At 65.8% G+C, this 14,455-nt stretch carries 10 protein-coding genes, 1 tRNA gene and 1 riboswitch; of the genes, 2 read left to right on the top strand and 9 right to left on the bottom strand.

Features of this window, described 5'->3' with window-relative positions; genetic code table 11:
- The first annotated feature begins 9 nt into the window (after positions 1–9).
- Positions 10–2,574 carry a hypothetical protein gene (locus tag MIC98_RS07570; RefSeq protein ID WP_239736702.1) on the top strand — a complete coding sequence of 855 codons (2,565 nt, stop codon included), beginning with the start codon at positions 10–12 and terminating at the stop codon, positions 2,572–2,574.
- Positions 2,507–3,352: a hypothetical protein gene (locus tag MIC98_RS07565; protein ID WP_239736701.1), complete on the top strand. Its 846-nt coding sequence runs from the start codon at positions 2,507–2,509 to the stop codon at positions 3,350–3,352. Before MIC98_RS07570 ends, MIC98_RS07565 begins: the two co-directional genes overlap by 68 nt.
- Before the next feature lie 197 nt (positions 3,353–3,549).
- Here MIC98_RS07565 and MIC98_RS07560 read toward each other — a convergent pair whose 3' ends face one another.
- The 9 genes from MIC98_RS07560 to MIC98_RS07520 form a co-directional block, all read right to left on the bottom strand.
- Entirely contained in the window at positions 3,550–6,636 is a 3,087-nt protein-coding gene (locus MIC98_RS07560) for an error-prone DNA polymerase (protein WP_239736700.1), read from the bottom strand.
- Positions 6,633–8,039 (bottom strand): DNA polymerase Y family protein, encoded by a 1,407-nt coding sequence (locus MIC98_RS07555; RefSeq protein WP_239736699.1) that lies wholly within the window; start codon positions 8,037–8,039, stop codon positions 6,633–6,635. Before MIC98_RS07555 ends, MIC98_RS07560 begins: the two co-directional genes overlap by 4 nt.
- 6 nt (positions 8,040–8,045) lie before the next feature.
- Positions 8,046–8,660 carry a translesion DNA synthesis-associated protein ImuA gene (imuA, locus tag MIC98_RS07550; protein WP_239736698.1) on the bottom strand — a complete coding sequence of 205 codons (615 nt, stop codon included), beginning with the start codon at positions 8,658–8,660 and terminating at the stop codon, positions 8,046–8,048.
- A gap of 1,151 nt (positions 8,661–9,811) precedes the next feature.
- A tRNA-Val gene (locus tag MIC98_RS07545) sits at positions 9,812–9,886 on the bottom strand.
- 75 nt (positions 9,887–9,961) lie between these two features.
- Positions 9,962–10,315 (bottom strand): PilZ domain-containing protein, encoded by a 354-nt coding sequence (locus tag MIC98_RS07540; RefSeq protein ID WP_057639325.1) that lies wholly within the window; start codon positions 10,313–10,315, stop codon positions 9,962–9,964.
- The gene (locus MIC98_RS07535; RefSeq protein WP_239736697.1) at positions 10,312–11,268 is read right to left on the bottom strand and encodes a DNA polymerase III subunit delta'; all 957 of its coding nucleotides are present in this window, start codon (positions 11,266–11,268) and stop codon (positions 10,312–10,314) included. Before MIC98_RS07535 ends, MIC98_RS07540 begins: the two co-directional genes overlap by 4 nt.
- 11 nt (positions 11,269–11,279) lie before the next feature.
- On the bottom strand, positions 11,280–12,338 hold the full coding sequence (mltG, locus tag MIC98_RS07530; RefSeq protein WP_239736696.1) for an endolytic transglycosylase MltG: 1,059 nt from the start codon (positions 12,336–12,338) through the stop codon (positions 11,280–11,282).
- Positions 12,339–12,410: 72 nt separating this feature from the next.
- Positions 12,411–12,809 carry a hypothetical protein gene (locus MIC98_RS07525; RefSeq protein WP_239736695.1) on the bottom strand — a complete coding sequence of 133 codons (399 nt, stop codon included), beginning with the start codon at positions 12,807–12,809 and terminating at the stop codon, positions 12,411–12,413.
- A 51-nt stretch (positions 12,810–12,860) separates the two neighbouring features.
- Positions 12,861–14,063, bottom strand: a complete 1,203-nt coding sequence (locus MIC98_RS07520) for a multidrug effflux MFS transporter (protein WP_239736694.1) — start codon at positions 14,061–14,063, stop codon at positions 12,861–12,863.
- Positions 14,064–14,347: 284 nt separating this feature from the next.
- Positions 14,348–14,455: riboswitch (glycine riboswitch) on the top strand.

The raw sequence follows: 14,455 nt of genomic DNA, 5'->3' as shown, positions 1-14,455 counted from the left end.
GCCGGGCAGTTGCATAGCGACTTCTACGATCGCGACCGGCTGGCTACATGGGTCAATCACTATCCCGGGATTGCTGCCTGGGTCCGCATGCGGCTCGGCATCGGTATGTCGGGCTGGAGCAGCATCGGCGATTGGTGCGGCGTCGGCGTGAGCGAGGAGACGCCCTATCTCTTCAATGACAAGGCTTGCCTAACTGATGAGCGAACGAGCGATCGCGAGCAACTCACCATCGGCGAGGGTATCGCCCGGCTTCGCGTCTCTCTGACCAAAGCTCGCCAATGTATCCGGTTGATCGGCTTGTCCGGTCTCGGAAAGACTCGTCTCGTGCAGGCACTGTTCGAGGATGGTGTCGGCGAGGCGCCGCTGGACCCGGGGCTTGCCGTTTATACCGACTATTCGGTCGAGACTGACCCGACCGCCCGGGACATGGCGCGCCAGCTAGTTATCGCACGGCAACGTGCGATCCTGATCGTCGATAACTGCAATCCGGCGACGCACAGCGAACTTGCCCGCATCTGTTCGGAAGCGGGGAGCCAGGTCAGCCTCCTCACGGTCGAATATGATGTTCGCGACGATGAGCCCGAGCGTACCGAGGTCTTTCGCCTGCAATCAGCATCGCCCGAAATGGTGGAACTGTGGCTGGAAAAGACCTTCCCCAATGTGACGCAGGTGGACCGGCGCACGATATCGGAGTTCAGCGACGGCAATTTCCGCGTGGCGCGCGCCCTCGCCGAAACCCTCGGGAAAGGCGAGACCCTGGGAAAGCTCAAGAGCCGTGACCTCTTCGAGCGGATTTTTCACCAGCGCAACGAGCCCGACCGGGATCTCCTTTCCGCCGCCGAAGACCTTGCGCTGCTCTATTCGATCGATGGCGAAGACACGTCGGAAAGCGGCGAACTTGCGCGGGTTGCTGCTATTCGCGGCGCTTCCGTGGCGACGATATATGCGGCGCTGAACACGCTTCGTCAGCGCGGGATCGCGCAGCTGCGCGGACGGTGGCGCGCGATCCTGCCGCACGCGATCGCCAACCCGCTCGCCGGGTTCGCCCTCGAACGCATGCCCCCGGCCGATTTCGATCGCTTCTGCGCGTCGCTCACGGCGCGGATGCAGAAGTCCCTTTCGCGCCGCCTCGGCTATCTGCACGACAGCGCCGAGGCACGGGCCGCGGTCGAGCGCTGGCTCGGTGCCGACGGTCTTCTTGGCGATCTCACGGCGTTGGGCGAAGACGGCCTCCAGATCATCACGAATATCGCTCCGGTCGCGCCCGATGCCGTGCTCGCAAGGATCGAGCGAGACGTGGCCGGGCCGCGCGGCGCCAAGATACTCGATCCGCAGTCGAGCGACCGATGGCAGTGGATACGGTTGATCAAGCTCCTCGCTTACGATCCACCGCTATTCGACCGCGCGGCGACATTGCTTGCCCGGTTCCTTTCCGCCGAACCGCCCAATCACAACAACAACTCGGCATCGGACATGTTCGCCGAGCTGTTTCACCTGCACCTGTCCGGCACCAAGGCTTTGCCGGACCAGCGGCGATCGCTTGTGCGCCGGTTCGCGCAATCTGGTGATCCGGCTTTGATGCGCTGCGCCGGCGTCGCTCTCGATGCGCTGCTGAAGGCGCACTATTTCAGTTCATCCAGCGATTTCGACTTCGGCGCCCGGTCACGCGACTATGGCTGGCACCCGCCGACCTATGGCGACATCTGGGCCTGGTACAACGGCGCGGTCGACTTGGCGGTCGAGCTGTCGCCAATCATCGAAAACGCCCGGGACCACCTTGCCCATAGCGTAAGGGAGCTGTGGCATTTCGGCGCCTGTCACGATGCGCTCGAACGGGCGGCGACCCACTTCTCTTCCGAGCGGCCCTGGATCGAGGGGTGGATCGGCTTCCGCACAGCGCTGCGTTTCGAGGGCGACGCTATGCCTGATGAGGTGCGCGCGCGTCTCACCGCGCTCATCGACCGCCTAAAACCCACCGATCTTCTCCATCAGGCCCGTGCGGTGGTACTGGGGCGCAGCAGTTTCGGTTGGGATGTCGCTGACGGTGATGCCGACGACGGCGATGTCATGAAGCCGTATGAGCGCGCCTCCCAGCTCGCGAAGGAGATCGGAACCGCGCTCGCGCACGACCCGGAGACGCGCGCTGCCTTCATCGCCGAACTGCTCGTCGAACAACATCCGCAGCGCGCCTACGAGTGCGGCATCGGCCTGTCGGATGGCGCCGCCGATCTTGATGCGATATGGCGGGAACTGCTGGGTCTCTTTTCTGCCGCCGATGTGGACAGCCGGAATGCGACGGTGCTGGGCGGGTTCATCCATGGCGCACACGCCAGGGATTCGGCCTTCGCCGACGCCGCGCTGGAGGATGTGATCGAGAATCCCGATCTCGCCGCGAGCTTGCCCTATCTTCAGGCGCGTGTTGCTATCGATACCCAGGGCATTGCGCGGCTTCGGCGTGCGATTGAACGTGGCGTCCTGTCGGCGCGGACTTTTCACAGCATCGCCAATGGCAGCGTCGGCGAGTCTCCACCCGACGCTTGGCCCGCTGCTCACCGACATCGCCAGTCTCGCTGACGGCGTGGAGATCGCGCTCGATATCCTTCACATGCACTTCTACCGCGATCGGGAGGAGGGCCGACAACGCGCTCCATCCTTGATTGCCGTCGGCCGTGAGCTGCTGCTGCGCGCCGACTTCGGGAAGAAGCAGTCGCTTCGCGATTTCGGGCTGCATACCGTCATTCGGGTCTGCTGCGCCGGACCTGATGGTGCGGCGACGCTGCGCGAGATCTGCGCGCGGGTCCGGGCTGGGCTGGAGATCGTCTATCTCTCGTCCTACGATCTTGGTTATGTCTTGAAGGCGCTCTTCGAAACGCATCCCCTCATCGCTCTCGACGAATTCCTGCTTCCTGAGCTCCGGCCGAGGAATCGTGGACTGTTTGAGGGGGACTTCGGGTCTGGCACGCTGGTGGAAGATGTCGGCGCCGAGACCCTTGTTCAATGGGCGAATATCGATCCGGATCGGCGCTATCCGCTGCTTGGCAAAAGCATCTCCATGTTCAAGCGGCGGCAGGGCGAAGAGGAGAATGGTGTCTCCACGCTTTTCCTGGAAATATTGGGCCACGCGCGAGACAAGCGGGCGTTTCTCGGTGATATCTGGTCGCGGCTGCATCCGCGCAGCTGGAGTGGCTCGCTCGCCGATATCCTGGTTCAGCGTCGCGCAGCTATCACAACGCTGGGTGACAATGTCGGAGGCGAGGTTCGGCAATGGGTCACCGACATGCTGCCCGAACTGGAACGCTGGATCGAACATGAGAGCAAGCGCGATCGGGAAGGCGAGCAGAGTTTCGAATAGCTGCTGATCCGAGCATCCTCAGCGGGGCTCTGACGCCGATCGCGGCTCTCGCGGAGTCTTAGGCCGGATCCGCCGCCCTTTGCATTTCTGCCCGACGGCTTCGCGCCGGGGCGACTGGCCGGTTTTGGCACACCGCTGCCGAACGGCTGCTTAGGGTCGGAAGCAGCCATTTCGCTCCAGCAACAGTCATCCATCACCTACCTGAAATCCCGGCTCCTCGCCTCTACGCCACCGAGCAGTTCATCGAGTTTGGCCATGCGCTCAACGATCAGGTGGGCTACGCCATCCACCCGCTCCCACCGCCCTTCGAGGCCCAGTAATTGGCTCTCGACCAGGGTACGCCGGTATCGCTGCATCACATGCTGCCAGACCACGGCATTGACCATGCCATCCTCGTCCTCCAGCGTCACGAAGGTGACGCCGCTGGCGGTGCCCGGTGACTGCCGCATCCGCACGATGCCGGCGTGGCGCACGCGACGGTTGTGCGGGAGCTTTTCCAATTGTGTCGAGCGCAGGTAGCGGCGCGCTTCCAGTTGCCGGCGAAGGAAAGCCAACGGGTGCTTGCCCAGCGTGGTCTGGGTAGTCGCGTAGTCGGCCTGCATGTCTTGCCACGGGGTCGGCACCGGCAATGCAGGCGTCGGCTCGCTCGTTCCCGGCAGGCCATCGAACAACGGCAATGATTTCTCCACGCCCGATGCCTGCCAGCGCGCGCGATGGCGGTGTCCGGCTAGCCCTTTCAGTGCACCAGTATCGGCGAGCAATGCCAGATGGCGGGAATCCAGTTGGACACGATTACTGAGGTCGGCCACGTCGGTGAAGGCACGACGCTCGCGCTGCTGCTCCAATCGCTCGGCGACGACCGGCTGGAAGCTGTCGATCATCCGAAATCCGAGACGGATTTCGGGGTTTTCCGATACGTCATCGCGGGCAAACTCCAACGTGCAATCCCACTGGCTGTAACGCACGTCCACCGGCCGCACCTTGATGCCGTGGCGGCGCGCATCCTGAAGGATCTGGTCTGGGGTGTAGAAGCCCATCGGCTGGCTGTTGATCAGGCTGGCGGCAAACGCCGCGGGTTCGTGGCACTTGAGCCAGCAACTGGCATAGGTGACCAGTGCGAAGCTGGCCGCATGGCTCTCGGGAAAACCGTAGTCACCGAAGCCCTTGATCTGGTGGAACAACTGATCGGCGTATTCGCGGCTGTAGCCGCGGTCGAGCATGCCTTGGGTCAACTTGGCCTGATACGGCTCCAGTCCACCGCGTCGCTTCCACGCCGCCATTGAACGACGCAGCGCATCGGCCTCGCCTGGTGTGAAGCCGGCAGCGGCTACGGCCAATTGCATCACCTGCTCCTGGAATAGCGGCACGCCCAGCGTGCGCTCGAACACCTGATGCAGTTGATCGGGATATTCAACCGGCTCCTCGCCATTGCGACGGCGCAGGTAGGGATGAACCATGTCGCCCTGAATCGGCCCGGGGCGCACGATCGCCACCTCGATCACCAGGTCATAGAAATTCTTCGGCCGTAGCCGCGGCAGCATCGCCATCTGCGCCCGCGACTCAATCTGGAACACACCCACGGTGTCGGCCTTGCCGATCATGTTGTAGGTGGCCGTGTCATCGGCCGGAATCGTGGCCATTGTCAGGTCATGCCGGCCGGTGGCGCGAAGCATGTCCAAGCATTTGCGCACGGCGGTGAGCATCCCCAGCGCCAGACAATCAACCTTCATCAGCCCGAGCGTATCCAGATCGTCCTTGTCCCACTGGATAACGGTGCGCCCGTCCATCGCCGCGTTCTCCACCGGCACCAGCGTATGCAGCGGATATTCGGAGATCACGAAGCCGCCCGGGTGCTGGGACAGGTGCCGGGGGAAGTCGACCAACTCACTCGTCAGTGCCAGCAGCTGGCGCATGACCGGTGCTTCCGGGTTGAAGCCCCGCTCGCGCAGCGTACCGGGTAGCGGCGTATCCCCACTCCAGCGATCCAATGTCCGGGCCAGTTCGTCGATCTGATCGGAGGGAAGCCCCAGCGCCCGGGCCACGTCGCGAATGGCGCTGCGCCCGCGATAGCTGATCGCCACCGCCGTCAGTGCGGCACGGTCCCGCCCATAACGGGTGAATACGTATTGCAGCACTTCCTCGCGCCGCTCGTGCTCGAAGTCGATGTCGATGTCCGGCGGTTCGTTGCGCTCGCGCGAGATGAAGCGCTCGAACAGCAAGGTCATCCGCGCCGGGTCGATCTCGGTCACACCCAGCGCGAAACAGACGATGGAGTTGGCCGCCGAGCCGCGCCCTTGGCAGAGGATGCCGCGGCTGCGCGCGAACCGCACCAGGTCGTGGACGGTAAGGAAATAGGACTCGTAGTTCAGATCGGCGATCAGCCGCAGCTCGTGTTCGATCTGGGCGTGGGCTTTGTCCGGCACACCCTCAGGCCAACGCCAAGTGGCCCCTTCTTCGACCAGTTGCCGCAGCCAACTAGTTGGCGTGTGGCCTTGTGGCACCAACTCGTGCGGATAGGTGTAACGCAGTTCGTCGAGGCTGAAGCGGCAGCGTTCGGCGATACGCACACTCTCGGCCATTGCCTCGGCCGGGTAGATCGCCGCCAACGCTTGCTGGGTGCGCAGATGGCGTTCGCCATTGGGGAACAGTCGCCAGCCGGCCTCGGCCACGGTGCAGTGGTGACGAATGGCGGTCAGGGTGTCCTGCAATGCGCGGCGGCGGCGCACGTGCATGTGTACGTCGCCGGCGGCTACCATCGGCAAACCGTGACGGGTGGCTTTCTGCTGGACGTTACTCTGGTGTTGTTCGTCGTCCGGCCCCCGATGCAGTTCCAGCGCCAGCCAGAGACGTTCCGGGAAAACCCGTTTCAACCAGCCGACGTCCGAATCAGGTGTCGGGATTTTCGGGCATAGCAGGCAGCAAAGTCCGATCGCCTCGTCAGGAAAGTCCGCACGCAGGCATCGGTATTGCCCCTTCTTTGCCCGCCGCCGGGCCACGGTGATCAGTTGGCACAGGGTCTGGTAGCCGACCAGGGTTTCGCACAACAGGACGAGCTTCGGCCCGTCTTCGATCTGTATCTCCGCACCGACGATCAGCGCCACGTCGGATTCCTTGGCGGCCTCGTGGGCACGCACGATGCCAGCCAGCGAGCATTCGTCAGTGATGGCCAGTGCGATATAGCCCTGTTCCTTGGCCCGCTCGAACAATTCCTTTGCCGTCGAGGCTCCGCGCTGGAAGGAGAAAGCCGACAGGCAGTGCAGTTCCGCGTAGGCCGGTGCGTTCATGCGAACCACCCGTGCAGCATGAATGGACCATGCTCGCCCGGTGCGGTGAAGGCCCAGGCGCGTTGACCCTCCCGGGTCTGGAGGACGTAGTAGTCACGGCGCACCGGTTCGCCGTCCCACCAGCCGGTTTCGATGCGCTCCGGCCCGGACAACACCTGCATGCCGAAGCCGCGCAGGGGGGTCGGTTGCGGCAAAAGCCAGGCAGGCCGCAGGGGTAATTGTGGGGGCAGCGTTGAAGCAGGCAAAGCGCCGGAGGCCCGCTCGGGGCGATGGTCGGCCTGCACACTCAACCGCTGGACGGCGTCATCACCCAAGCGGGCGCGTAACCGTTCGCGCAGTTGTTCCCAGCCCACGGCCTGCTGTGGCCGGGTGTCAAACAGGTCTCGCGCCACCGGCACGAACGGCGGCAGCTCTTCCGCCACCAGTGACATGCCGCGTGTTCCAGTCGGCAGTTGCAGGTGATCCAGCCGACTGCGGGCCAGATCGAACAGCACGGCTGCATCGCGCTCGGCTGTCAGCAGACCCACCACCAATTCGCTGTCCGGGTGGTGTTCGTGCTCGAACTTCAGCACGAAGCGCTGCACGCCGCCGTCGCGACTGGACAGGAAGGCGGCCAGATCACTGGTCAGCCGGCGCAATGGGAACAGCAAGGCGGTGCTGGATTCGACTTCGTACTCGAACTCGATGCGTGCAGTGAAGCGGTCTGGTGGCTGGAAGTACGTCAGCGGCGCCACCTCCCGGCCTCGGATGGCATCCAGATGCGTCAGCACCTCTGGCAGAAAGCGCCGCACCAGACTCTCGCGGGCCAGCGCGAACACTGGCCGCAGGGTACGCAGGCCCGAGCGCGACAAGGTATCGACTGCGGTTTTGGGCAGGCCGCTGCGCTCGATAGGCACTTGGCCCAATACGGTTTGCAGTCGTCCTTCATCCACGCCCAACCCATCGTGGTTACGGGCCAGCACGTAGGCGGCGTGGGGATTGGGTGCAGCGACCAGCCGGTGGCGGAAACCCAGGGCGGTCAGCTCGCTGCGCAGACGTCGTTCCACATCGGGCCATTGTCCGAACAGGGCGCGGCTGGCGCCGATCTCCAGCACCAGCGCATGGTCGAAGTCGATGCAGACCTGCGAACTGAAGTTGTAGGCCCATGTCGCCAGCAAGGTGAAAGCCTGCTGATCCAACCGAGGATCATGGCTCTGGGCGATGAAGTCCGAAGTGAGGGCTTGGGCGGCCGACAGGCGCATGCCGCGCCGCAGGCCCAAGAGGTGCGCGGCAGGTGCAACTGCATGCAGTACCCGGCGCTGCACCGGGCCGCTGACCAGCACCAGTGGCACGTCCGGTTCCGACAGTTGCCGGATGGCGGCGTCCATCGCCAAATGCGGCAGAAGCAGACAGGCCCAACGCATGGTGATTCACGAAGTCGCAGCGAAGGGCAGCGGGCGAACCGGCGGATTGCCGCCACGGCACTTGAGCACCCGAATCTGGCCAGGGCTGACCAACAGCCGCAGCGCGGCCGGCGATGGGTTGTCTGCGTGGCGAGCATCGCGGAATGCGAAGCCGAGGCATTGGCCGGTTTCGGCAGCGACCTGCAAGCGTCGCAGCGTCCGGTCGTCGGCTTTGGTCGGCCAGCCCAGCACCGCGCCACAGGCCGCCGAGCGCAAGCACTGCTCGGTGGCCCACAGGGCTTCGCGTGGTGTTGCATGGACAACCTGCACCTGACGCAGATCCACACCAGCCCGCGCCCAAGCTGGTGCATGCGGACGATACGGCGGCGCGACCAGCACCACCCGCGACCCAGCCTTGGTCAGTCGGGCCAGCGTCGGCCAGACCAGCGACACCTCGCCCATCCCATCGGCCGGCAGCAGGATTTCCGACAGCGCATGGGCCGGCCAGCCACGCGCCGGCAGCACTGCATCCAGTTCGTCGTGGCCGGTGGGCTGGGGCGCAACGTCCAGCACACCCGCCGGCTGGCCACGCCAGACCCGACCAGTGTGGACCAGAGCCTCCAGCGCCAAGACCGCACCCATCAGGCCACCTCCGCAAGGCGGCAACAAGGGCTGCGAGAGTTGGGGTAGGACAACGGCATGAAGGCAGTCTCGGGGCAGGTCGGCGCATGACCTGAGACGGCGCATCATACATTTTTAGTAACTTTACTAACAAACGAAGAAGCAACAAGTGACTTCGAGGCCGCAGCCAAGACAGGCAGCCACACCGCTCCATTCCAAGCACCAAGCCGGAGAGGCATCACCCATCGCCTGCGCATGAAGCAAATCGCACGGCCCACTCTCAGCGCCATCCATGCAACCGCCCGTCGTGTCCCCTGCCTCTCTATCGTCCAGTATCTTTGGAAAACGCATGGCACAGGCCATCGCATTCCTCAGCGTTGCCCCTCATGGCTTCTTTCTGGGACGGCCCGGCCCTCGCCGCACTTGAACTGAGGCACCTGCCGAAACCGGCGCAACGGCGAGTGGTGGCACGCTCATCCACCGCGCGATGGATGCCGTCGCCCAATGGCTGCGATCCAGTCGTCCTTCAACAGGCAGATAGCAGCGCCCTTCAGCATCGGCCCGGAAACAGCGTTGGTGAAGCGCTGCACGGGAAATTTTCAGGCTATCGGCGATATCCCCCAAAGACATCGCAGGGCCGTACCCCTGCAACAGGTACAGCAGGAGGGTGTTGGTGCTATCGGTAGTGGTGGCTTCCACGGCTGACTCTCAATAGAAGAGAGCCGCCAAGCGGGCAAGGTGCCCAGACAGCCACGGCTGGGCAGGGAGAGCATTGCAAATGCCCACACAGCGATCAAGCGATTTCGTGCTGCAACCACGCATCTCGGTTGGCGCAGGCATGTCCCCATGCAGCCGCACGCATGGGCCGCCGGGCGGGCAAGCCTGTACATGATTGAACCTGCTGTCTCCCTGGGCTTGGGAGACGGCTCAACGCTGTCCCACCGAACCACAGGCACATCCCACGCACCCACCACTCACTTGCAAGCACCGTGGCACATCCGTGCCAAATCCAATGTAAGCCCTTGTAAGCGAAGGTCACACGGGGGGAATCACGTGGCAAAAAAGTGGCAGCTCGATTTTTGAACGGAAGGTTTTCGACCCTCCTACATACCCGGACCCGAAGTCAGGGCAACAAAAAACCCCTGAAAAATCAGGGGTTTTTGTCGTTCGCTTGGTGGGCGGTGCAGGGTTCGAACCTGCGACCCTTGCCGTGTGAAGGCAATGCTCTACCGCTGAGCTAACCGCCCGTGCTGCGAGCCGCCCATTATAGGGAGAACGGCGACGGCGTCAACGGATGGATGCGATTTTTTCCGCCGCGCCCATCACATGGTCTGGGTGGGCTTGTCCGAGCTCGTGGTGCCGGCCAGCAGGGTCTCGATGCGGTTGCGGATCGACTCGCCGTCGGCGCCGTCGGCCAGTTGCACGCCGATGCCGGCCTGGCGGTTGCCCTGCGCGCCCAGCGGCGTCACCCAGATGACCTTGCCGGCCACCGGCAGGCGTTCGCTGGAATCGGGCAGGGTCAGCAGCAGGAACACCTCGTCGCCCAGGAAATAGCGCTTGGGCGTGGGCACGAACACGCCGCCGTTCTTCACGAACGGCATGTAGGCGCTGTACAGCGCAGCCTTGTCCTTGACCGCCAGGGACAGGATGCCCTGGCGGGCGTTGATCGCACTCATCGGATATTCCCCTTTTGTTGCGGATTGGCCGCACCCCATGCCAACAGCAGCTCCACCACGGCCAGGTCGGCGCGCACCGTGGTGCGCAGCAGGTCGCGTGTGCGGTTGGCGGCATCGAACCAGGCGGCCAGCTTGTGCAATCGGGTCGGATCGGTCAAGCCGTCGCCGGCCTTGCGCAGGGCCAGGTCGGCGGCGTGGCGCAGGCGCAGCTCGGCGTGTTCGTCGCCGGTCCAGCGTTGTGCAAGTTCGACGCAGCCGAGCTTGCCGGCGGCGAGCCGTTCCAGTTCGTCGGCCACCTGCCGGCGCAGCGCCATGCCTTCGCCCTGCAGCCACTGGTCGGCCAGCACCGGGTGGCCGCGGGTGGCATCCAGCGCTTCGCGGGCGATGCCGTCGTCGTGGCCACGCTGCCGCAGCCACGCCAGCGCTTCCTCGCGCGGCGGCAGGCGGAACTCCAGGCGCTGGCAGCGGCTGCGGATGGTCTGCGGCAGCCGTGCCGGGTCGGCGCTGATCAGCCACAGGTAGCGGCCTGGGGCCGGCTCCTCCAGCGTCTTGAGCAATGCGTTGCAGGCGGCGCGATTGATGGCGTCGGCCGGGTCGACGATGACCACCTGCGCGGCACCGTATTGCGGGGTCAGCGCCAGCTTCTGCGAGATCTCGCGCACCTGCTCGATGACGATCTCGGTGCGCAGCTTGTCGCCGCTCTTGTTGGGGATGAAGGACACCAGCTGCAGGTCGGGGTGGGTACCGGCGGCGATCAGCTGCGCGTTGCGGGCGCGGCCGGCGGCGTCCATGTCACGGTCCAGCACGTGCGCGGCCAGCGCCAGCGCCACGGCGCGCTGGCCCATGCCGGCCGGGCCGCACAGCAGCAGGCCGTGGCCGAGGCGACCGGCATCCAGCGCCGCCACCGTCTGCTCGAAGGCGCGCAGCTGCCAGGGGGCGAAACCCTTGTCCATGCCCTGCCCGCTCACTGCTGCACCGCCCGGTTGCGGTTCTCGCGCAGTCGCTGCAGGTAGCGGGCGACGGCGGCATTGTGCTCGGCATAGCTGGCCGAGAACACGTGCGCGCCGCTGCCGTCGCCCACCGCGACGAAATACAGCGCATCGCCCGCCGCCGGCTGCGCGGCGGCGCGCAGGGCGTCCTTGCCGGGCATGGCGATGGGCGTGGGCGGCAGGCCGGCGCGGGTGTAGGTGTTGTACGGCGTGTCGGTGGTCAGGTGGGTCTTGCGGATGTTGCCGTCATAGCTGCTGCCGATGCCGTAGATGACGGTCGGGTCGGTCTGCAGGCGCATGCCCAGCTTCAGGCGCCGCGCGAACACGCCGGCGATCTGCGGCCGCTCGCTGGCCAGGCCGGTTTCCTTCTCGATGATCGAGGCCAGGATCAGCAGTTCGCCGGGCGAGGCCAGCGGCAGGTCGTCGCTGCGCGCGGCCCAGGCCTCGGCCAACGCCTTTTCCAGTGCGGCATGGGCGCGCTTGAGCACGTCCAGGTCGCTGTCGCCGCGCTGGTAGACATAGGTTTCCGGCAGGAAGCGGCCTTCCGGATGCTGGTCGGGAAAACCCAGCGCCGCCATCAACTCGGCATCGCCCATCCGTTCGGTTTCGTGCAGCAGCGGCTGCGCGCGGCCAAGCGCGGCGCGCAACTGGCGGATGTTCCAGCCCTCGACCAGGGTGACGCGGTACTGCAGCACCTTGCCCTGGCGCATGTTCAGCAGCAGCCCGCGCGGGGAGAGGTGGGTGTCCAGCGCATACTCGCCGGCCTTGATCTTGCCGGCGGCGTCGAGCTGGCGCGCCAGCAGTTTCCACTGGTAGTCCCGGCCTTCGTCCACGCCGGCTTCGCGCAGCTTGCGCAGCACGGCGTTGAAGCCATCGCCACGGGCGACCACCACGCTCCCGGCCTCGGCGGTGAGCGGCGTATCGGCAAACGCCGTCTGCCGCTGGTAGAACCACGCGCCGGCGCCGGCCGCGATGCCGGCCAGCAGCAGCAATACCGTCAATACCAGCAGGCAGCCGTGCCTGGCTCGCGCCATGTGTGACCTCTAGACAAACATCCGATCCGATGGCGCAGGATACCGTGCGCCCGCTGCCAAACGCACGACGGCTCAGGCGTTACCGGCCTTCAACTCACTGGCCAGCTCCCGCTTGAACTGCTCGAAATCCTTGCCGGCCGCCTGCGCCTCGGCATGCGCGGCGTCCTTGAGCGCGTCCGAATACATCAGCCGCACCGGCGTGCCGCCGCGCTCGTGCAGCTCGGCGGCCTGCATGATCAACGCCAGCACGCGCGCGGCGCTGCTGGTTTCGCCGGCGATCCTGCCGTCCATGCCCAGCACCCACTCGCCATCGCGGCGGACGATGCCCGCCAGCAGGGTGCGCTGCTGGTCGCGCAGCTCGGCATGCGGCTCCACCGCGGCCGTCGCCGGCGGGTTCGCGGCGGCCTGGTTGCGCTCGCGCTCGGCCTGCTTCTTTTTCGCCTCGCGGCGGCCCTTGGATTGGATCGACATGGTGGTTGCCTGTGTTGTTCGAGGGAGAAACCCGCGGGGCAAGCCCCGCAGCTATGCGGCATGGCGGCGATGTTCCCAATACCAGAACACAAAGCCCAGCAGCATGAAGGCGGCCATGCCCAGCGCCAGGTGCAGCGGCCGGCCGCTGAGCAGCGGCGAGACCACGCCGGCCACCACGGTGCTGATCATCAGTTGCACGAAGGCCTGCAACGAGGACGCCAGCCCGCGTTGCTGCGGGTACATGTCCAGCACCGCCAGCGCGAGGATCGGGAAGATCAGCGCCGTGCCCAGCCCGCCAATGAAGATCGGCAGCACCGCCCACGGCAGTTCGAGCTGCGGCGCCGCTGCCACGTAGCCGATGTTCAGCAGCGCCGAGAGCGCGCAGCAGGCGAAACCGATGCCGACCTGCCGCACCGGCGGGGTGTGCCCGGCCATGCGCCCGGACAGGAACGCGCCGGTGGTCATGCCGCCGATGGTGGGGATGAACAGCCACGCGAACCCGCCCTGGCCCAGCCGCAGGTGCTGCATCACGAACACCGGGGCCGAGGCGATGTACAGGAAGATGCCGCCGAAGTTGACGCTGCCGGCCAGCGCCAGCCGCAGGAAGCGCGGGTTGAGGCCGATGCGCAGGTAGTCGCGCAGCAGGCTGCGCGGCGACAGCGGCATGCGTGCCTGCGGCGGGTGCGTTTCCGGCAGCCAGCGCGCGGTGGCGGTGAGCAGCAGCACCGCGAACGCCACCAGGAACCAGAAGATCAGCGGCCAGTCGCCGCCGCCCAGCAGTATCCAGCCGCCGATGATCGGGGCGATGGCCGGGGCGATGCCGAAGATCATCGACACCTGGCTCATCAGCCGCTGCGCGTCGGCGCCGTGGTACAGGTCGCGGATCACCGCACGGCCGACGATCATGCCGACACCGGCGGAAATGCCCTGCAGGGCACGGAACAGCAGCAGCGTCGGCAGGTCGGACGCCAGCGCGCAGCCGACCGACGCGGCCACGAACACCACCAGCCCCGCCAGGATCACCCGCTTGCGCCCGAGCGCGTCGGACAGTGGCCCGTGTGCCACGCTCATCAGCCCGTAGAACAGCAGGTAGACGCTGATGGTCTGCTGCACTGCCACCTCGTCCACCGCCAGCTCCCGCGCCAGCAGCGGGAAGGCCGGGAAGATGGTGTCGATGGAGAACGGGCCGAACATCGACAGCCCGGCGAGCAGCAGGGCCAGGCGGCGGGTGGAAGGCGGGGCGGCGGCGGTCATCGGGCGTCCAGCGGTGGCGTGCGTGGGGGACGCACGGCGGGCGCCAGCCCGGCACGGGCGACGCCATCGAAAATGGAGGGGTCGGGCATGATAGGCGCCCGGCGGTGCCGGCGCCATGCACATGGCATGGAGATGGAACCCGGGGCGGTGCCCGTTCAGTCGCATCCGCCGCACCAGCGGCCCGGGGCAACCGCTATAATCGCCGCGCTACACGGTGGGAGAAGCGGCTCACCCCGCTGCCGAAGGCGCAAACGCCCGCAATCGCTCAGGCCCGATACCACCTGCAACAAAACTCTGGAGAGACCGGTTCAATCCGGCGCCGAAGGTGCACGAAGCGCGCGATCCGGTCGCGCCGCTTCCAAACTCTCAGGCAAAAGGACAGAGGGGCACGA

Origin of the sequence: Stenotrophomonas sp. NLF4-10, from assembly GCF_022359915.1 — a bacterium.
Taxonomy (GTDB): domain Bacteria; phylum Pseudomonadota; class Gammaproteobacteria; order Xanthomonadales; family Xanthomonadaceae; genus Stenotrophomonas; species Stenotrophomonas daejeonensis.
This window is presented reverse-complemented; position numbering and strand designations above follow the sequence as displayed.

What these genes read in the sequence shown, in the direction of transcription:
- MIC98_RS07565 (WP_239736701.1), top strand. Translation starts at nt 2,507, where the DNA reads ATGGCAGCGTCGGCGAGTCTCCACCCGACGCTTGGCCCGCTGCTCACC.
- MIC98_RS07560 (WP_239736700.1), bottom strand. Translation starts at nt 6,636, where the DNA reads ATGAACGCACCGGCCTACGCGGAACTGCACTGCCTGTCGGCTTTCTCC.
- MIC98_RS07555 (WP_239736699.1), bottom strand. Translation starts at nt 8,039, where the DNA reads ATGCGTTGGGCCTGTCTGCTTCTGCCGCATTTGGCGATGGACGCCGCC.
- imuA (WP_239736698.1), bottom strand. Translation starts at nt 8,660, where the DNA reads ATGGGTGCGGTCTTGGCGCTGGAGGCTCTGGTCCACACTGGTCGGGTC.
- MIC98_RS07540 (WP_057639325.1), bottom strand. Translation starts at nt 10,315, where the DNA reads ATGAGTGCGATCAACGCCCGCCAGGGCATCCTGTCCCTGGCGGTCAAG.
- MIC98_RS07535 (WP_239736697.1), bottom strand. Translation starts at nt 11,268, where the DNA reads ATGGACAAGGGTTTCGCCCCCTGGCAGCTGCGCGCCTTCGAGCAGACG.
- mltG (WP_239736696.1), bottom strand. Translation starts at nt 12,338, where the DNA reads ATGGCGCGAGCCAGGCACGGCTGCCTGCTGGTATTGACGGTATTGCTG.
- MIC98_RS07525 (WP_239736695.1), bottom strand. Translation starts at nt 12,809, where the DNA reads ATGTCGATCCAATCCAAGGGCCGCCGCGAGGCGAAAAAGAAGCAGGCC.
- MIC98_RS07520 (WP_239736694.1), bottom strand. Translation starts at nt 14,063, where the DNA reads ATGACCGCCGCCGCCCCGCCTTCCACCCGCCGCCTGGCCCTGCTGCTC.